18 protein-coding genes are annotated in these 18,363 nt (G+C 41.1%); 7 read left to right on the forward strand and 11 right to left on the reverse strand.

Going from position 1 to position 18,363, the window contains the following annotated elements; translation table 11 throughout:
• Nucleotides 1–122: 122 nt before the first annotated feature.
• The 4 genes from DYH63_RS06405 to DYH63_RS06420 all read left to right on the forward strand — a co-directional run bounded on the left by DYH63_RS06405 (nt 123) and on the right by DYH63_RS06420 (nt 2,647).
• A complete protein-coding gene (locus DYH63_RS06405) occupies nt 123–440 on the forward strand; it encodes a four-helix bundle copper-binding protein (RefSeq protein ID WP_116790759.1) in 318 nt (105 codons plus the stop codon).
• Between the two features lie 78 nt (nt 441–518).
• Nucleotides 519–1,175, forward strand: a complete 657-nt coding sequence (locus DYH63_RS06410) for an HAD family hydrolase (protein ID WP_116788017.1) — start codon at nt 519–521, stop codon at nt 1,173–1,175.
• A gap of 72 nt (nt 1,176–1,247) precedes the next feature.
• Nucleotides 1,248–1,904, forward strand: a complete 657-nt coding sequence (locus tag DYH63_RS06415) for an HAD family hydrolase (protein ID WP_116788018.1) — start codon at nt 1,248–1,250, stop codon at nt 1,902–1,904.
• 101 nt (nt 1,905–2,005) lie between these two features.
• Complete coding sequence (locus tag DYH63_RS06420) at nt 2,006–2,647, forward strand: HAD family hydrolase (RefSeq protein WP_116788019.1); 642 nt, start codon at nt 2,006–2,008, stop codon at nt 2,645–2,647.
• Nucleotides 2,648–2,716: 69 nt separating this feature from the next.
• Here DYH63_RS06420 and DYH63_RS06425 read toward each other — a convergent pair whose 3' ends face one another.
• A complete protein-coding gene (locus DYH63_RS06425; protein ID WP_116788020.1) occupies nt 2,717–4,006 on the reverse strand; it encodes a cryptochrome/photolyase family protein in 1,290 nt (429 codons plus the stop codon).
• A gap of 3 nt (nt 4,007–4,009) precedes the next feature.
• Nucleotides 4,010–4,474, reverse strand: a complete 465-nt coding sequence (locus tag DYH63_RS06430; RefSeq protein ID WP_116788021.1) for an SRPBCC family protein — start codon at nt 4,472–4,474, stop codon at nt 4,010–4,012.
• A gap of 134 nt (nt 4,475–4,608) precedes the next feature.
• Here DYH63_RS06430 and DYH63_RS06435 point away from each other — a divergent pair, with 134 nt between their 5' ends.
• Nucleotides 4,609–5,466: a DUF2911 domain-containing protein gene (locus tag DYH63_RS06435; protein ID WP_116788022.1), complete on the forward strand. Its 858-nt coding sequence runs from the start codon at nt 4,609–4,611 to the stop codon at nt 5,464–5,466.
• Between the two features lie 46 nt (nt 5,467–5,512).
• Here DYH63_RS06435 and DYH63_RS06440 read toward each other — a convergent pair whose 3' ends face one another.
• From DYH63_RS06440 to DYH63_RS06480, 9 genes are all read right to left on the reverse strand, one after another.
• Entirely contained in the window at nt 5,513–7,228 is a 1,716-nt protein-coding gene (locus DYH63_RS06440; RefSeq protein WP_116788023.1) for a sodium:solute symporter family transporter, read from the reverse strand.
• 178 nt (nt 7,229–7,406) lie between these two features.
• A complete protein-coding gene (locus tag DYH63_RS06445; protein ID WP_116788024.1) occupies nt 7,407–9,908 on the reverse strand; it encodes a PIG-L family deacetylase in 2,502 nt (833 codons plus the stop codon).
• A complete protein-coding gene (locus tag DYH63_RS06450) occupies nt 9,901–10,428 on the reverse strand; it encodes a mechanosensitive ion channel domain-containing protein (protein WP_116788025.1) in 528 nt (175 codons plus the stop codon). The genes DYH63_RS06445 and DYH63_RS06450 overlap by 8 nt, the downstream gene beginning before the upstream one ends.
• 10 nt (nt 10,429–10,438) lie before the next feature.
• Nucleotides 10,439–11,026, reverse strand: coding sequence for a Maf-like protein (locus DYH63_RS06455; protein WP_116788026.1), 588 nt, complete (start codon nt 11,024–11,026; stop codon nt 10,439–10,441).
• On the reverse strand, nt 11,013–11,924 hold the full coding sequence (locus DYH63_RS06460; protein ID WP_116788027.1) for a UbiA prenyltransferase family protein: 912 nt from the start codon (nt 11,922–11,924) through the stop codon (nt 11,013–11,015). The genes DYH63_RS06455 and DYH63_RS06460 overlap by 14 nt, the downstream gene beginning before the upstream one ends.
• A gap of 93 nt (nt 11,925–12,017) precedes the next feature.
• A complete protein-coding gene (locus DYH63_RS06465; protein ID WP_116788028.1) occupies nt 12,018–12,545 on the reverse strand; it encodes a KdsC family phosphatase in 528 nt (175 codons plus the stop codon).
• Nucleotides 12,529–13,293, reverse strand: a complete 765-nt coding sequence (locus tag DYH63_RS06470) for a Rossmann-like and DUF2520 domain-containing protein (protein ID WP_116788029.1) — start codon at nt 13,291–13,293, stop codon at nt 12,529–12,531. The genes DYH63_RS06465 and DYH63_RS06470 overlap by 17 nt, the downstream gene beginning before the upstream one ends.
• A gap of 103 nt (nt 13,294–13,396) precedes the next feature.
• Entirely contained in the window at nt 13,397–13,882 is a 486-nt protein-coding gene (locus tag DYH63_RS06475) for a hypothetical protein (RefSeq protein ID WP_116788030.1), read from the reverse strand.
• Between the two features lie 68 nt (nt 13,883–13,950).
• The gene (locus DYH63_RS06480; RefSeq protein WP_162926948.1) at nt 13,951–14,136 is read right to left on the reverse strand and encodes a hypothetical protein; all 186 of its coding nucleotides are present in this window, start codon (nt 14,134–14,136) and stop codon (nt 13,951–13,953) included.
• Nucleotides 14,137–14,298: 162 nt separating this feature from the next.
• Between DYH63_RS06480 and uvrA the strand changes: the two genes are divergently transcribed.
• Nucleotides 14,299–17,088: an excinuclease ABC subunit UvrA gene (gene uvrA / locus DYH63_RS06485; RefSeq protein ID WP_116788032.1), complete on the forward strand. Its 2,790-nt coding sequence runs from the start codon at nt 14,299–14,301 to the stop codon at nt 17,086–17,088.
• Between the two features lie 348 nt (nt 17,089–17,436).
• A complete protein-coding gene (locus tag DYH63_RS06490) occupies nt 17,437–18,351 on the forward strand; it encodes a hypothetical protein (RefSeq protein WP_116788033.1) in 915 nt (304 codons plus the stop codon).
• Nucleotides 18,352–18,363 lie beyond the last annotated feature (12 nt).

Genomic DNA, 18,363 nt, shown 5'->3' on the forward strand with positions numbered 1-18,363 from the left:
TGCAAAAGGTTTAATTAATGTTTGTTTTATAATTCGTAACAAAACCTTTAACAGCTTTTTAAAACTCAGCCTGCGGGCTATATCGTAACTTTATGTGTTATGAACCTTTAAATAAGCCTGTTATGAAAAATAATGCAATGATAGATGCCTGCCTGGCTTGTTTTGCGGCCTGCGAAATGTGTGCCACGGCCTGTATAAAAATGGTTAATGCAAGCCACACGCACTGTATAGCACTTTGCCGCGACTGTGCCGATATTTGTGCCCTGTGTGTTAAGTTTGAAGAACGTGAGTCAGCTTTTGCACAGCAGCTTATGGCTGTATGTGCAGACCTTTGTATTGCCTGTGCTGAGGAATGCGACAAATTTGCAGCAATGCACGACCATTGTAAAGAATGTGCTAATGCCTGCCGGGAATGTGCCGAAGAGTGTATGGCTTACTAAATAAAAATAACCAAATCTTTACCCGATATCCTTTACTTTTTGTGGGGGATATCGTATTTTTGACTTTTAACTACTATTATGGTTCACACGGTTATTTTTGATATGGATGGCGTTATTGTAGATACTGAGCCACTACACCACCTTGCATACCACCAGCACTTCAGGCAGCTTAATATAGAAATCCCTAAAGATGTTTATGCCACCTACACGGGGCTAAGTACTAAAAATACATATCAGCGTATTAAGGAAGCGTATGGACTGGAGCACGAAATACCGGGCCTTATACAAAGCAAGCGCGATTTTTTCAACGATCTTTTTGATACTAAAGAAGACCTTGAAATGCTGCCGGGTGTATTTAACCTTATTAAGGATGTACACGCGTCGGGCATACAGTTGGTATTAGCATCGTCGGCTTCACACGTAACGATAAAGAGGGTGTTTGACCGTTTTGGGCTGCATCAGTATTTTACCCATACAGTTAGTGGTGAAGACTTTCCGCAGTCAAAACCGCATCCTGCCATCTTTTTAAAAGCTGCTGAATTATCGGGTTCGCCCGTAACCGAATGTATTGTAATAGAAGACAGTACAAACGGAATTACAGCTGCAAATGCCGCAGGTATATTTTGCGTAGGCTACAGGAGCGCCAACACTGCCCCGCAGGAACTGGGCGAGGCAAGCCTAGTCATCAATCATTTTGATGAGCTTACGGCTGAAAAGATTAAAACATTAGTATAGATTAGAGTCGCAGTCCCAATTTTCAGGCTGCTAAACTTTACGACTTTATAAACTTTAGACTTTTAAACTAATATGATTAAAGCAGTAATATTTGATATGGATGGAGTAGTGGTAGATACCGAACCGCTAAGCCACAGAGCTAATAAAAAGTTTTATGAATCGCTAGGCCTTGATGTTACCGATGATGTGTATTCAACATTCATTGGCAATTCTGACAAAAACATTATCCAGAAGATCAAGAATATTTATGGTGTAGACACAGATGAGGCTGTATTAGTAGCGCAGGGTCTGGAATATTATTGCCAGGAATTTGACGCCGATGCTACCTTAGAATTAATGCCCGGTTTAAAAAATCTTGTTATTGATCTTTATAATAACGGCATGACAATTTTACTGGCGTCATCATCATCTAAAGTAAAGATAGAGAGGGTTTTTAATCGATTTGGTTTAAACCAATACTTTAGCCATAAAATAAGCGGACAGGATTTTGAATTCTCTAAACCACACCCGGCTATATTTTTAGACGCGGTTGCTAAATCTGGCTTTACAGCAGATGAATGTATTGTTATCGAAGACAGTACAAACGGTATTAAAGCCGCAAAAGCTGCCGGCATTTATTGCATAGGTTACAAAAGCGAAGAAGAAAGCCTTCAGGATACATCATTGGCAGATGAAGTAATAACCGATTTTAGCCAGTTGAGTTTTGAAAGAATAAGAGATATTAAATAATTTGTTTCAGGTTTCAGGTTCAAAGTTTATTTTAAAGTTTTGTGCGTAGTAATCTTCAGCTTGAGTGAGTAACCTGAAACTTTAAACCTGAAACAAAAAATATGCTTAAGGCTGTAATATTTGATATGGATGGTGTAGTTATAAATTCTGAACCTGTAAGCTACAGGGCAGATAAAGAACTCTTCCGTCAGTTGGAGCTTGATGTACCCGATGCTGTATATGCGTCTTTTGTGGGTACAGCTCCGCATAACAATATGCAAAAGCTAAAAGAACTTTATGACATTTCGCTAACACAGGCAGCTTTACTGGACAAACGCTATAAAGTATATTTTGATGTGTTTGACAAAGCCACCGATCTTGAGCTAATGCCCGGTGTGTTAGAATTTATTAGTGAGTTAAGGCAAAAAGGCATAAAAGTATTACTTGCCACATCGGCTATAAAAGCCAAGATAGAAAGGGTCTTTAAACGGTTTAACCTCGACAGCTATTTTGATGCTGTAATTAGCGGCGAAGATTTTGAATTTTCAAAACCACATCCTGCTATTTTTTTAGAAGCTGTAAACCGTACAGGCTATAACAAAAACGAGTGTATTATTATAGAAGACAGTACAAATGGTATAGCGGCAGCCAAAGCTGCCGGTGTATATTGTGTAGCTTACGAAAGCCCGCACGGATTGCCACAGGATACCGGCGCCGCAGATAAAATTATTACAGATTTCAGAGAATTGATTTCAATGTTCTAATTTTGACCACTGACCACTGACCACTGACCACTGACCACTGACCACTGACCACTGACCACTGACCACTGCTTACTGTCTTCCTAATCCTTCTTTATAAACGCTAAGTGCCCTTTCGCGCGCTTCTTTATGGTCTACAATAGGTTTATAATCAAGCTCCTCAAATTCAGGAACCCACTTGCGTATATATTTCAAGTCCTTGTCAAATTTTTTAGTTTGTTCAGTAGGATTAAAAATACGGAAGTAAGGTGCGGCATCTACACCGCTTCCTGCGGCCCATTGCCAGTTGCCTATATTGCTTGATTGTTCATAATCAAAAAGTTTTTCGGCAAAATAAGCCTCACCTTTACGCCAGTTGAGCAGCAGGTGTTTGCATAAAAAACTGGCAACCACCATACGCACACGGTTGTGCATAAAGCCCGTAGCATTTAGTTGCCGCATACCGGCATCTACAATAGGGTAGCCTGTTTTGCCTTCGCACCAGGCGGTAAACTCTTTTTCGCTATAGCGCCATTTAATATTATCGTAATCAGGGCGAAAAGCTTTGGTTACCGTATGTGGGTAATGCCAGAGTATCTGCATAAAGAATTCCCGCCAAATAAGTTCTTTCAAAAATACGGGATTACTACTCTCCGCTGCTTTATTAACCATTTCCCTCACACTAACCGCGCCAAACCGTAGGTAAGGGCTTAACATCGAGGTGCCGTCTACAGCTGGAAAATTTCGCGTATCTTCATAATCGTCGATAAGCTTTTTTGAAACATTAAAAGGATCGGGCTTTATGTCAGACTCCGTAAACCCGATATCTTCCAGGCTTAAAAAAGAATAATTGTGGGTAGCAATATCGTCTGCCTTAAGTGTTACTTTGTGAGATGATATTCCCTCTCTGTTAAACCTGTCAAGCCAGCGTTTACTATAGGGAGTATATACAACATAAGGTTCGCCATTATCTTTTGTTACTTCATCCTTCTCAAAAATAACCTGGTCTTTAAAGGTTTTAAAATCAATATTATGGTCTCCTAAAAATTTTCCAATTTCAGTATCACGTTGGTGAGCATAGGGCTCATAATCATGATTGGCATATACTGCCGTAATTTTATGGTCTTTAATAATCGTTTTAAAAACTTCCTGCGGCGTGCTGTGAAATACTGCGAGCGACCGATTGTGCTTTTCTAATTTTTTATTTACATCGCTAAGAAGCGCAGCTATAAAAGTTACGCGGGCATCATCTTTAGAAAGTTCTTCCAGTATGTTTTTGTCAAATATAAATATAGGGAGCACTTTTTCTCCGCTGTGCAAAGCCTGATAAAGTGCGGTATTATCTTGAATGCGCAGGTCGCGCCTGTACCAGAATACGATCATGTATTACGATTTAAATTCTCCAAATAGTTCAACCAGTTTCTTTTCGCGGTAAGCAAAGATCTCATCAAGCTTTGGCTTTACCAGAAAAGGCCGTACAAGCCTGCCCAAAAATCCCATCGGGATTTTATAGTGTACAATGTCTTCCATCTCTGTACCGCCGGGTATTTCTTTCAAAAAATGCTTGTGGTGCCAAAACGCGTACGGGCCAAAGCGTTGCTCGTCTACAAAGAATTCTTTATCTTTTACATGGGTAATTTCTGTAACCCACTGCAATTTGATGCCAAACAACGGCGTTATGGTATAGGTAATGATTTGCCCGGCAAACATAGGGCGATCATCGCCACCAGTAGTTACAAAACCCATTGATGGTGGTGTAATTACGGCAAGGTTTTTGGGATTACCCATAAACGCCCAGGCCTCATCAATAGGTATGGGAAGTTTTTGTATCTTATGAACAGTATAGATCATCTGTAAGAAATTATCCTGTGAAGGTACAGAAACTAAATTGTTAGCTGTTAAGGCAGCCTTTTATTTTTTAAGTTTTTTAACAAGTGTATACCATAGAATAACTAATTTTGCAGCATTAAAATTAAATACCCAACATGAAAAAATTATTGATAGCGGCAGCTTTTGCACTGACCCTAAGCATTACAGCTACTGCACAGATACAAACCCCTCAGGCCAGCCCTAAAGCGGTAATAGAGCAAACAGTAGGGCTTACAAATGTTAAAATAGAATATTCGCGTCCCAGCGCAAGGGGCAGGGCTGTTTACGGAGAGCTTGTGCCATTTGGACGTTTGTGGAGAACCGGTGCAAATAACAACACTATTATAACCTTTAGCGATGATGTTATTATAGGCGGAAAAACAGTTAAGGCAGGTCATTATGCTTTATACAGCCAGCCTAAGGCGGACAGCTGGGATGTAATTTTATACAGCGATACAAACAACTGGGGACTTCCTGAAAAATATGACGAAAAGAAAGAGGTAGTGCGTACTACGGTAAAACCTGAGTTTTTGTCACGTCCGGTTGAAAGCCTTACAATAGGAATCAATGGTCTTGAGAATGACTATGCATTTCTTGAAATTGCATGGGAAAAAACTATGGTAGCCGTAAAAATAGAAGTGCCTACTAAAGCTACTGCGCTTAAAAGCATAGAAGAAGCCATGAGTGGGCCTACAGCGGGTGCATATTTTGCTGCGGCACAATACTTTTATCAAAGTAATGCCGACCTGCCTAAAGCACTTGGATGGATAAACACAGCCATTGAGAAAACACCACAGGGTGAAGAAGTACCGTTTTATATGCTTAGGCAAAAATCGCTTATACAGGCTAAAACAGGCGATAAGGCAGGTGCTGTAGAAACAGCAAGATTATCACTTGCAGGTGCTGAGAAAGCCGGTAATGCAGATTATATTAAAATGAACAAAGATTCGATACTGGAGTGGAGCAAAAAATAATTTGCACTGCTTTATAAAATAAAAAAACCGCCATCAGGCGGTTTTTTTATGCGGTTATGTTTTCAGGAAGTTCTGTTTGCAACGGAGGCTTCTTGTTAAACAACTGGATAAGGAAGGCAAGTAAAACGGTTAATACCGCGCCTATGATGTTTAGCCACAAGAAACTTACAATGTCTATGTACCATATATATATTACAGTAGCCTGGCTTACCAGCGCACTCCAGAATATGGCACGAGCACCAATGTATTTTAAATAGAAAGCCGCAAGGAATATGCCCAGTACGGTTCCGTAAAAAATAGAGCCAATGATATTAACCAACTGGATTAGGTTTTCAAACATGGTGCCTACACAGGCAAACAATATGGCTACAGCGCCCCAAAGCAGTGTAAACAGGCGTGTGGCGTTTACATAATGCTTTTCAGATTTTTCTCCTTTAATATTTCGTCGGTAAAGATCTATTGCAGTTGTACTGGCAAGTGCATTTAGCCCTGATGCCGATGACGACATTGCCGCTGAGATAATAACGGCAAGCAGTAGCCCAATCATGCCGCGTGGCAGGTAATGTAATATAAAATATAAGAACACATAATCTTTATCATTAACTTCTGCCTTGGCATCTACGGTAGTTATAAGCTCGCGTGCCTGCTCCCTAAGGTCTTTTTCCTGGTTATTAAGGGCTACCATGCGGTTGTGCAGCTCTTTGTTATCATAATCCTGATAAAGCTGGTTTACATAGAGCATGCTAATTTCTTCTTTTTCCTGCTCAACAGTTTTTAGTTCATTCTCTAATTGTTGATAATCTCTTTTATACTGAGAGTTTGCTACAATTTTTGTATTGTTTGGGTTAAAGTGCAGCGGTGCTTCATGAAACTGGAAAAATACAAACACCATTACCCCTATAAGCAATATAAAAAACTGCATGGGTATTTTAAGCAGTGCGTTCATAATAAGCCCCATCTGGCTTTCCCTTATAGATTTACCCGACAGGTAGCGTTGTACCTGGCTTTGGTCTGTGCCAAAATAGGCCAGAGCCAAAAAGAAACCACCGGCAAGCCCGCTCCATATGGTGTAGCGTTTTTCAGGGTCAAAAGAAAAATCAAGGGCATTAAGTTTATCGTTGGCTCCCGCTATGTGCAGGGCATTGTCAAAGCTTAATTCTTCCGGCAGGGCATATAAAATGATAAAGAAGGTAATGATAAGCCCGGCAAATATTACGAACGTTTGCTGGGTATGCGTGACGTTGACTGCACGTGTACCACCCGAAACCGTATAAATGATTACCATAATACCTATAATGACATTCATAAGGGTAAGGTTCCACCCCAGCAGCGATGATAGTATGATGGCAGGTGCCAAAATAGTAAAGCCTGTGCCAAGCCCGCGCTGTACCATAAAAAGGAGGGAGGCGAGGGTACGGGTTTTTACGTCAAAACGCTGTTCTAAAAACTCGTAAGCCGTAAAAACTTTTAACCTGTGGTAAATGGGAATGAATGTTATACAGATAACCAGCATGGCAAGTGGAAGGCCAAAGTAAAACTGTACAAAACCCAGCCCGTCATGATAAGCCTGCCCGGGTGTAGAAAGAAAGGTAATGGCACTGGCCTGTGTAGCCATAACTGATAGGCCTACCGTCCACCACGGAGTCTGGTTATTGCCTAATATATATTCTTCTACGTTTTTGCTGCCCCGTGTTTTTATAACGCCATAAACGACGATAAATATCAGGGTAAACGAAAGTACGATCCAGTCTAATAACTGCATACTATGAATAGATTTGCATCAAAAAATAAAACAACGCTATATAGACAATGTTGAGTACCAACACCAGGGTGTAACTCTTTTTCCATACAAATGGGTTATCTTTCATGCGTTTTGTTTGTTATTATTGTTCTTATAAGACTTACTGTAGCGCCACTTGTTACAGTAAACGCTGCAATTATTATTGTCCTATTGCTATCAGGTTTGCCATCAGCCTGTAAGCGCCTGAAACGCCCTCCGGCAATTCTCTGAAAAAGCTTAAGCCTGTGTAAATATAATACCCTTTTCCGTACTTCGCTACCAGCAGCGCACCTTTTTGATCCTGTTCGCCTGCATCATGCGAAGCGATTATTGGTGTATACTCCGGAGCCCATTCATCAGGGTAATAAAGTCCCTGTTCCTGTACCCATCCGGTAAAGTCTTTCGCGGTAATTTTATTAGGGTAATTAAGCACTTTTGCATTAGGATCTAAAAAAGTAACCTTCGCATTTTCGTCGGTCACCCTTTGTCCTGAAATGCGCAAATGGTAAGGTCCCGGTTCTTTAACGGTAAGAGCCCCTGTAGTATTGTAGAGGGTTATCATAGTACCGCCATTATTTACATAATTAAGCAGGGCTTCCTGCTTATAAGCTAACCCATCTAATACATTATATGCGCGAATGCCCATAATTACAGCATCAAATTCTGCTAGCCTTTCCGGTGTAATATCCGTTGTTTTTAGCAGGCTTACATTGTATCCCATTTGTGTAAGGCTTTGCGGAATGTTGTCTCCCGCACCGGTTACATAGGCAATGTTTTCGCCTTTTATCTTAAGATCGGCACGGGTAAATTTAGCGGTTGATGGCAGTAAAACCTGTTGCGCGTCGATATGAGGGTAGTTGATAATGGTTTGCTCCCTGTCATAATCTTTACCATCAATTGTTGCAATACTTCTTCCTACAGCCTCCATAGGGGTTGTTGGGGGAACTACTTCAAAATTTGCAATGACTTCACTTCCTTTTAGTTTCAGGTCAAATGGTATGGCTTGTGGCTCTACTTTCCATCCTTCCGGAAGTTCAAAACGCAGGCTGCCTTTACAATTGTCGCGGCCCGCCTTTATTTTAATGCTAATGGTCTGGCTGCGGGTATTGCTAAAGAGTTGTACTTTGTTAAGTATGCGTGTGGTAACATCAGGAATTATATCCAGCGGCTGGTAAACTTCGCCCTGCACAGGATCATTAAACTTATACGTTACTTTACGCTCAAACGGAATTTGAGTGCCATTGATATCTACGGTGAAATTTACCGCAAGCTCACGAATGATGTCGGCTTTGCCAATTTTTTTTTGGTCAGTCACTACATACATACCTGATGTACCCTGCTTATCAAGCCAGTAGGGGGTAGTGTAAGCCAGGGTAGCCGGCAATGTCGTAGTAAGTGTATTGTTTTGCCCAACGTTGTTATGAAGGGGAAGATTGATTGCTGTGGAACTGTTTATCGGAAGTACAGCAAGCGATACCAGGTTCATGTTTACATTACTACGGTTTACGGCTTCCCACTTAATGCCAAAGTTACTGCCGGGCGTTACAGATTGTGCTTCTGCCACAGCTTCAAGATATAAGCCTGAACATTCTGCTATAATGTCTGCCAGTTCTTTCTGTTTCAGGTTTTTCCAGTAGCCGTTCTCTAATGTACTTATCTGCGCGTATAATTTTACAAGTGCGGGTACAGCTGCCGACGGATTTTTAAAATCGTAATTTTTAAGGATGTGCGCCAGGGCATCGCCAATAGGCTTGCCGCCCTTAACGCGGTTCCATGAGGTATCAATACCTTCAAAAAGGTTTTGCTTGTTTTTAAGCTCTGGGCCTTTAGTCTGCTCCAGGTATTCCATGTCATCGCCACGTTCTCCGGAAGTACCAAATCCCTGCGATTTGTGCCTGCTGCGGCTAAGTGCAGCTATCTCCTGGTTAGATTTACCTAAAAGCGAATAATAGGTTCCTGTAGAAAGATTTACATATTTAGATTTATCGGCTTTTTCAAATTTATCTCGGCCACCAAAAAACCACCATGATATATTAAAAAATACCCTCTCAGGTTTCCATGTTTGGGTGTAGGCAAGCTGCCCCGGTTCATAGTTGGCATCTGCGGCAAGTTCATAAGCTTCCTGCGTAAGCATGGCGCTGGTAGTGTGGTGCCCATGGGTACTGCCGGGTGTGCGGTGGTCAAAACGGGTTACAATTACATCGGGCTTAAAGTTTCGAATTACCCAAACCATGTCCTGTAATACCTCAGTCTTGTTCCATATCTTAAGGGTTTCGTCGGGCAGTTTGCTGTAGCCAAAATCATTCGCACGGCTAAAGAATTGTTCGCCACCATCAATATTACGGGCTTCGATAAGCTCCTGGGTGCGTATAACACCAAGCAGTTCGCGCAACTCATTTCCTATAAGGTTTTGCCCACCATCGCCCCGCGTTAGCGAAAGGTAGCCGGTACGTGCGTGCGTAGTGTTAGACAGGAACGATATTAACCTTGTATTCTCATCATCAGGGTGTGCGGCAATATAGAGTGCAGAACCCAGAAAATTCAGCTTTTCGAGCTTGTGGTATATTTCTGCCGAAGTAGGCTTGGGCGGCTGCGCGTAACTTATAAATGCTGCAAACAGCATTGCAGGTAGCGGCAGCTTTTGTATTATATTTTTAATCATAAAATTCTTTGTCCTCTTGTTTTATGGGTACTATGCTCACGCCCTTTTGCAGCAGCAGGCTGTTAGGGTAGGTTATGAGTTCGCCCTCGCGGGTTTTTAGTATGGTGTGGAATGCTTTAATGTCTTCAATTTGTGCCTCGATGGGGAAATCTTTATCGTGTATCCGTATTACATCGCCTATGCGGAACGGAAAGGTAAAGAACATTATTATGCCTGATGTAATATTACTCAGTATGCTCCATTGTGCAAAAAATGCCACGCCTATAACCGTTAGCGCGCCACCCAAAAGCCCGAATATCTGTTTAGAATCTGTACCCCAAACGGCTATAACACCTATGCAGGCCAGGATAAACATAAATATGTCTATGTATTTAGAAATAAGATTGGTGCGGTGCTCTGATAAATGCGATGCTTTAGCATACTTTCGGGTAAGCTTTGTAATGATAAAATTGAGCAGTATAAATACCCCAACTAATATCAATGTACTTATTATCTGTTGTGTATAGGGAAAATCCTGCATTTAAAAAGTATTATGCGTTTTTTGTAAGTTTACTTAAATATTGGTACACCTTATCTACCGGAAGCCCCACCACATTAGCATAAGAGCCTTCTATGCGGGCTATAGCCACAAGGCCTATCCATTCCTGTATGCCGTATGACCCGGCCTTATCAAAAGGTTTGTAATTGTCAAGGTAATATTTTATTTCTTCGTCAGACAGAGGGTTAAAGGTAACACGTGTAGTCTCATTAAATACATCGGCCTTAGTTGTGGTCTTAATACAAACCGATGTTATTACCTCATGTGTTTTACCTGCCATAGACTGTAGCATGGCAAAGGCATCGTTATAATCTTTTGGCTTGCCCAGTGCCCTGTTATCCTGCCACACTATGGTATCGCTGGTAAGGATGATCTCGTTATCGGCAGCATCAAAAGCATCAGCCTTTAATTTTGCAAGGAAATCGGTTATCTCAGCACCCTGAAGGCTGTCTGGATAGATTTCTTCCACGTCCTTAAGGCGTATTTCAAAATCTACATCAAGGTCGCGCAAAAATTGCTGCCTGCGGGGCGACCCCGAAGCCAATACCAGTTTATATCCCTGTAATTTAGTGTTTAACATAATCGATATTAAAAGTGATGACCATTATAGAAAAAGCGGTAAAAAGCAGTACCAGTTTCAGGATGCTTTCCAGGTGGATAAAGTCTTTAGTCGCCTTAGCACTAAAAAGCTTAAGCATAAAATAAGCCAGTAGTCCTAATATAAACAGGAGTACATAGCCCAATGCATAAATTAAGTTTATAAGATATTCGTTAGCATAGTAAAGGACCAGGCCAAGAGGTATAACAGATAATCCCAACACTATTTTCATGGTACGGCCACGTCCCAGTAATATAGGCAATGTACTTAGGCCTGCGTTGTAATCGGTATCGTTATTAGCAAGGTCGTTTACAAAACTAAGTATAAGGCCAATTATAAATGTAAAGATGGTATAATCTATAAATATCCTGAACAACAGGGTAAACTGTGCACGGACTTCTTCCGATACTACGGTAAGTATGGGGAACATCATAAAAAGCGGCACTATAATTACAGGAAGTGCAATAAGTAGTGCAACGATAACATTACTTACTATCAGCATTTGCTTAAGCCCCGTGGCATATACATACATGGTAGCCGCTGCAAGCACAAACAGCCCACTAAGCAGCATGGACTTTTCAAGCCCGTTAGAAAGGTAGTAGCTAAGCCCTATGCCTGCAAGATTTAGTGCTATGTAAATGTTGTAGCCTTTTGCCTCGCTAACATCAGGATTACCATCTTTACCAAAGCCAAATACGCTGTTGATAAAAAAGCCACCCGCCGCAACCAATACCGCCGCCAAAACCAATAAGAAATATTGCCACTGGTTAAGTGCCAGTATAATACCTGTCTGCCTGTCTAGGAAACCAAATTTAAGCGTAAGCATTGTTATGGCTAATAGTAAAAGTGCCGGTATATTGAAGTGTTTTAAAAGCTTCATTTAAGGTTTGTTGTTTTTAGTTTATGGTTTGTTGTTCAGGGTTCTGTGTAGCTCCGAATTAGCAAATTAACAAATTACCGTATCCACAAAGAATTAATCGTATTTTGCGTCGAACAGTTCCATCCATTTGCCCTGAACTTTCATTACCTGCTCTATAACATCGCGCACGCAGCCTGTACCGCCTTTTTTGTGTGATATGTATTTGCTGATTTCCTTAATTTCAGGCGCAGCATCCTGCGGGCAGGTAGGCAGGCCTACGAGCTGCATTACAAAAAAGTCAGGAATATCATCGCCCATATACAGTACCTGCTCCGGTTTAATTTTATAAACATCGGTAAACTCTTTGAAAGTTTCCACCTTATCCGGCACACCCAGGTGAATATCTGTAATGCCCAGGTTCCGCAGGCGTATGCGCACACCCTCATTACTGCCGCCAGAAATAATGCAAACCGTATAGCCATTTTCTACCGCGGCCTTCATGGCATAACCATCGCGTATGTGCATATTGCGCAGCATTTCGCCGTTTGGCGCTACGTGTATGGTACCATCGGTTAGTACACCGTCCACATCAAAAACAAATGTGGTAATATCGTTCATTAACTCTTTATAGCTTTTGCTCATGTGTTTGTTGTATCGAATAGGTTAATAAGGTATAAATTTCTTTTAGCTTTTCATCCTGTAAAAAATCCAGGTGTCGGCTTATGGTTTTCTCGTCGCCACGCAGTGCAGGCCCGGTTTGTGCCTGTAAGGGCGGGAGGGAAGTCGCTTTATCGGCAACCTCTTTTATCAATGGTTTTAAAATATCAAAAGGGATATTGTTCTGTGCGCACACTTCGCTGCCCAGTACATACATATGGTTTACAAAGTTGCTCACAAACACAGCCGCTACGTGCAGTGCCTGCCGTTGTTTAGAGTCAATGTGATAAAAGCTTTTAGATATGGCCTGCGCCAAGGTGTGCAGCGTTTGAAGATCTTGGCTAAACTCACTTTCAAGGCATAGTGGCACCGTACTAAAATCTATCGCCTTGGCGGCAGAAAACGTCTGTAAAGGATAAAATACCCCACGGCGGTTCTTATTGTCTAAAATTTCTAACGGCGTGCTGCCGGAAGTGTGTACCACCAGTTTACCCTTAAACTGAAGTTCGGCGGAAACAGCTGCAATGGCATCGTCGCTTACGCTGATGATATATACATCGGCATCTGCCAAATTGCTTATGACGTTTGTGATTTTTTCAGGGGGAAGCAGGTGCGAAAGCTTCTCAGGATGGCGTGCGTAGGCCTTCACTAAGTTAACATCTGCCGCAGCAGAAAATGCCTTAATGAGGTGCTGTGCCACATTGCCCGAACCTAAAATTATTACTGATAACATAGCGGCTAAATTATAAAAATAAAACCGTGTATTAAAATGCCGTTGCAGGGAGAGGTTTTGTTGGAAATAGTCTATTGATATTCTTTATGTGATAGATATCAATTTACTTTTTTAAAGGTATTTTATTGGAACGTATCTGTCCATCAAATATCTCAATTTTATTATATTCCAGTTCATCCAAAATATATTTCGGAAGCTCTGACTTTAAACGCTTTGCATTACAACTATAGTTCAATTCAAAAGTATTAGAATTGTTTAAATCACTGTAATTGATTATGCCGCCTCCACCTTCTTTTCTTTCTAATACAATAGGTAACATTACTATAGATTTAAATGTTCTTTTCTCACCCGGATAAATTGTTACAGAATTATGAAGGTAGTTATAAACTTCCTGGGAGTATCTGGGCGTTATTCCTAATTTTTCATATTCGTTTATACGATTTATCATTTGGGAAGATTCGCAATCTCGAGAATATGATTCGGAAAAACTATCTATAATTCCCGGATTATATTTTTTAAATACGTTTTTGTCACTAAAAATACTGTAGCCTATAAAAGCCCTTACATAGTCATTTTTATCAGAAAACATCGATTCAGGTGATTCTCTATCAAAAACGAGTAAATACTTTTTGTCTGTAGGGTTACTTATGGTGTAAGTTATAATATTTGTTGTTTTTTTCTTATCGTATCATTTTTGTATGTGTATTCAGCTGTATGTGAGTAGTCAACATATTTTATATACTCATTTGCTAATGTTAATTGAAGTTTATTTTCGGTAGTATTGCAACCCACAATTGCTATTAAAGAAAATATAGATAATACGCTATTTAAAATCTTGTTCATTATATTCTTGGTTGGTAGATTAGATATCAAATATAACAATCCCATTCAAAAAATCTGCGCCAATCAGCCAAAATCCGTGTCATCCGCGTTCCGTTTTAAGTTCGCAAACCCTTAACAAAAAGCTCCCCATAAAACTGTATCTTTGCGCATTACTTTTTTGCCATGATAAAGACGGATTTCTCTACCCTTGAGCCTAAGAAAAACATACTTATAAAAGGTGCGCAGCTGCACAACCTTAAGAATATAGACGTAGCCATACCGCGAAATAAACTGGTAGTAGTTACCGGACTTTCGGGTTCTGGTAAGTCAAGCCTGGCGTTCGATACGCTTTATGCTGAGGGTCAGCGCCGCTATGTAGAAAGTTTATCGAGCTATGCGCGCCAGTTCCTTGGCCGCTTAGATAAGCCTAAGGTAGAGTATATTAAAGGCATAGCCCCGGCCATTGCCATTGAGCAAAAAGTAAATACCACCAATGCCCGCAGTACCGTGGGTACCAGTACCGAGATATACGATTACCTTAAACTATTGTATGCCCGTGTGGGGCGTACTTATTCGCCTGTTTCAGGGCGTGAGGTTAAAAAGCATACCGTTACTGACATTGTAAATACTGTTAAGGGCTTTGAGCAGGATAGCCGCTGGCTGCTTCTTGCGCAGGTTCATACTGAGAAAGGCCGCACGATTGAAGAGAAGCTTGGCATACTCCTGCAACAGGGTTTTGCCCGTATACTGGTAGATAACGAAACGCTAAGGCTTGATGATATTACCGGAGTAGACTTTACCAACAAAGAAGTACTGCTGGTTGTTGACCGTATTGTGGTTAAGGACGAGGAAGAATTTTACAACCGCCTTGCCGATGCTGTACAAACTGCATTTTATGAAGGCAAAGGCGAAGCCTATCTTCAGGACGTAGGCAATGGCAACCGCCTGCCGTTTAGCAACAACTTTGAGTTGGATGGTGTAACGTTTGTAGAGCCTAACGTACACCTGTTTAGCTTTAACAACCCTTATGGTGCCTGCCCGTCATGCGAAGGCTACGGCAGTATTATAGGCATAGATGAAGAACTGGTGGTGCCTAACACAGCACTTTCGGTATATGAAAACGCTATTTACCCTTGGCGTGGTGAGAGTATGGGATGGTACCGCGATGAGTTGGTTAAGGCCAGTCATAAGTTTGACTTCCCGGTGCATAAGCCGTATTTCCAATTGAGTGAAAGCGACCGCCAGCTGATCTGGACGGGTAATAAATACTTTACCGGGCTTAATGCCTTTTTTGCTGAACTGGAAGAAAAGAACTATAAGATACAGAACCGTGTGATGCTGAGCCGTTACCGAGGCAAAACCAAATGCCCGGAGTGTAAAGGCAAACGCCTACGACCAGAAGCCAACTATGTAAAAATAGCCGACCACACCATTAGCGACCTTGTAGACCAGCCAATAAAACACCTGGTTACCTTTTTTGATAAATTAGAACTTAACGAGTACGATGCCAAAGTAGCCAAAAGGCTTTTGACAGAAATAAATAACCGCCTCAGCTTCCTTCAGGAGGTAGGGTTAGATTACCTTACACTAAACCGTAAGTCGGCTACACTTTCAGGTGGTGAAAGCCAGCGTATCAACCTGGCCACGTCTTTAGGCAGTAGCCTTGTTGGCAGTATGTATATACTTGACGAGCCTTCTATTGGCCTCCACCCAAAAGATACCGAGCGCCTTATAAAGGTGCTTGAAGGCCTGCGCGACCTGGGCAATACCGTTATTGTAGTAGAACATGACGAGGATATTATGAAGATGGCCGACATGATTATCGACATTGGCCCGGAGGCCGGTACCCACGGTGGCGAACTTGTAGCCCAGGGTACCTATGAAGAGTTATTAAAATCTGATTCGCTTACCGCGAAATACCTTAACGGCGAGCTTGAAATCAGCGTGCCTAAAAAGCGTCGCAAATTTAAGCACCATGTAGAAGTTATAGGCGCACGCGAAAACAACCTGCAAAACATAGATGTTACTTTTCCGTTGGACTGCCTTACGGTTATTACCGGGGTATCGGGTAGTGGCAAGAGTACGCTGGTTAAAAAGATATTGTTCCCTGCCATACAGAAGCAACTGGAAGGCGTAGGGGAGAAAGCCGGGCAGTTTACCGAGCTCCGGGGAAGTTACAGCCACATAAAGCATATTGAGTATGTAGACCAAAACCCAATAGGGCGCAGTTCGCGTTCTAACCCGGTTACGTATATAAAGGCGTATGATGACATTCGCGACTTATTTTCAAAACAGAAGCTAAGCCAGATACGCGGTTATCAAAGCAAGCACTTTTCGTTTAACGTAGATGGTGGCCGTTGCGAAACCTGTAAGGGTGAGGGCGAAGTAACCATTGAGATGCAGTTTATGGCCGATGTGCACCTGCTGTGCGAAACCTGTAACGGCAAACGCTTTAAGAAAGAAGTACTTGAAGTTACCTTTAACGATAAGAACATAGACGATGTACTAAGCATGACCATTGATGATGCCGTTGCGTTTTTTAGCGAGCATAAGCAAACCAAGATCATGACCAAGCTACAGCCGCTTCAGGACGTAGGCTTAGGCTATGTACAGTTGGGGCAAAGTTCGTCTACACTTTCGGGTGGGGAGGCACAGCGTATTAAGCTGGCATCGTTCCTGGTTAAGGGGGCTACTAAAGATAAGGCTCTTTTCGTGTTTGATGAGCCTACTACGGGGCTGCATTTTCACGATATTAAAAAGCTGTTAGCCAGTTTTGAGGCACTGCTTGAAAAGGGGCATTCCATCATAGTCATAGAGCACAACCTTGACCTTATAAAATGTGCTGACTATATCATTGACATTGGCCCTGAAGGTGGCGAGAACGGTGGGCACCTCGTAGCCTTTGGTACACCTGAGGAAGTTGCTAAGAACCCTAAGAGTATTACGGGGGAGTATTTGAGGGAGAAGCTTTAGTTGTTGATAGGAAATTAAGTGACTTATTTTTTATTTATTTATTATAACGCAGAGAACTCATCTTGACTTTTTTGATTGAAGCGAAATATAGGGATTTTTGTTTCAGATTTTGCCTTTTTTTGCGCTGTATAACAGTACTACGGAGTAAGAATCAGGTAAAGTATAAGGCTAGTTTACTGGTAATTAAGAAAAAGTTAAGACGAGTTCCCAGTTAATCTTCATGAGAAGATAATTAAGCTAAATTTTAACAAATGATTAACTGTCTTTTTTTTTTAAAAAGTATAATTTTGAAATCCTATTTATAGGTAAATACAATTAAAAATTTTAAACCAATCAACATTTGTAATCATGAAAAAATTTTCATTCTATTCTGCTTTTTTTTTACCGCTCTTTATAATTTGTGGATGTTCCAGTGATAGTGTGACAGGAGAAAACAGAAACACTGCTCTGCGTACTTCAAGCTCGAGCGACAATAGTGTTATTCTACCAGAATATTTTGATTTCATAGGAGAAGCTCATAATTCAGGATTGGATTATGTTTATGATAACGCAATCAAAAACAATGGTAATTTAAAGTATGCTGATATCAAAGGAGCTTCATTATATTATTTTGATAATATTTATAATTTAACGAAAGGTAATGCAAAACAGAATTACACTCCTGAGCACGATACTATTGTTAAGATAAGTGTTGAGAGTAATAAACTTATGCCTGCAGGGCACGATTATTCATCTTTCTCAAAAGAAGAAATTTCATTTATCAATAACTTAGAATTAATAATTGATGAAAATTCGGATATTGTTGATAAAATTAAAAAGATAGATTTACTTAACAAAAAAATTTATATGTCTGATTTGGAAGATAATCAGTTGACAAGGCTTTATATGACAAATTCTGTAGCAAAAAGTTCATTAACATATTGGAATAGCAGCAAAAGAGACAAATGGCTTGATACTTTTCCAATTGGTAATCCCGCTAGTCCTACTGGTCCTACGTATCCAATAACTACTATGGGTAAAATTGATTGGTCAAATGTGGCCAAAGCTGACATTGCTGCGTTTCTAATGGCTTTTCCATTTGGTGTAAAAGCGGGAGCTATAAAAGGAGCAATTGTTCTCGGTTTAGCATCGGGTGGAACAGGTGCCGTTGCAGGTGCTATTATAGGTGCATTAGGCGGAGGTGCTGCTGCTGGTGCCACCGCTGCAGTGGGTGCTTCAGCTGCTTGGTTAGGTGCAGAAGCAATCGTTAGTTGGTGGCAATAAGATTAATATAAG

This window comes from Flavobacterium psychrotrophum (assembly GCF_003403075.1).
GTDB classification, from domain to species: domain Bacteria; phylum Bacteroidota; class Bacteroidia; order Flavobacteriales; family Flavobacteriaceae; genus Flavobacterium; species Flavobacterium psychrotrophum.

What these genes read in the sequence shown, in the direction of transcription:
- DYH63_RS06405 (WP_116790759.1), top strand. Translation starts at nt 123, where the DNA reads ATGAAAAATAATGCAATGATAGATGCCTGCCTGGCTTGTTTTGCGGCC.
- DYH63_RS06410 (WP_116788017.1), top strand. Translation starts at nt 519, where the DNA reads ATGGTTCACACGGTTATTTTTGATATGGATGGCGTTATTGTAGATACT.
- DYH63_RS06415 (WP_116788018.1), top strand. Translation starts at nt 1,248, where the DNA reads ATGATTAAAGCAGTAATATTTGATATGGATGGAGTAGTGGTAGATACC.
- DYH63_RS06420 (WP_116788019.1), top strand. Translation starts at nt 2,006, where the DNA reads ATGCTTAAGGCTGTAATATTTGATATGGATGGTGTAGTTATAAATTCT.
- DYH63_RS06425 (WP_116788020.1), bottom strand. Translation starts at nt 4,006, where the DNA reads ATGATCGTATTCTGGTACAGGCGCGACCTGCGCATTCAAGATAATACC.
- DYH63_RS06430 (WP_116788021.1), bottom strand. Translation starts at nt 4,474, where the DNA reads ATGATCTATACTGTTCATAAGATACAAAAACTTCCCATACCTATTGAT.
- DYH63_RS06435 (WP_116788022.1), top strand. Translation starts at nt 4,609, where the DNA reads ATGAAAAAATTATTGATAGCGGCAGCTTTTGCACTGACCCTAAGCATT.
- DYH63_RS06440 (WP_116788023.1), bottom strand. Translation starts at nt 7,228, where the DNA reads ATGCAGTTATTAGACTGGATCGTACTTTCGTTTACCCTGATATTTATC.
- DYH63_RS06445 (WP_116788024.1), bottom strand. Translation starts at nt 9,908, where the DNA reads ATGATTAAAAATATAATACAAAAGCTGCCGCTACCTGCAATGCTGTTT.
- DYH63_RS06450 (WP_116788025.1), bottom strand. Translation starts at nt 10,428, where the DNA reads ATGCAGGATTTTCCCTATACACAACAGATAATAAGTACATTGATATTA.
- DYH63_RS06455 (WP_116788026.1), bottom strand. Translation starts at nt 11,026, where the DNA reads ATGTTAAACACTAAATTACAGGGATATAAACTGGTATTGGCTTCGGGG.
- DYH63_RS06460 (WP_116788027.1), bottom strand. Translation starts at nt 11,924, where the DNA reads ATGAAGCTTTTAAAACACTTCAATATACCGGCACTTTTACTATTAGCC.
- DYH63_RS06465 (WP_116788028.1), bottom strand. Translation starts at nt 12,545, where the DNA reads ATGAGCAAAAGCTATAAAGAGTTAATGAACGATATTACCACATTTGTT.
- DYH63_RS06470 (WP_116788029.1), bottom strand. Translation starts at nt 13,293, where the DNA reads ATGTTATCAGTAATAATTTTAGGTTCGGGCAATGTGGCACAGCACCTC.
- DYH63_RS06475 (WP_116788030.1), bottom strand. Translation starts at nt 13,882, where the DNA reads ATGTTTTCTGATAAAAATGACTATGTAAGGGCTTTTATAGGCTACAGT.
- DYH63_RS06480 (WP_162926948.1), bottom strand. Translation starts at nt 14,136, where the DNA reads ATGAACAAGATTTTAAATAGCGTATTATCTATATTTTCTTTAATAGCA.
- uvrA (WP_116788032.1), top strand. Translation starts at nt 14,299, where the DNA reads ATGATAAAGACGGATTTCTCTACCCTTGAGCCTAAGAAAAACATACTT.
- DYH63_RS06490 (WP_116788033.1), top strand. Translation starts at nt 17,437, where the DNA reads ATGAAAAAATTTTCATTCTATTCTGCTTTTTTTTTACCGCTCTTTATA.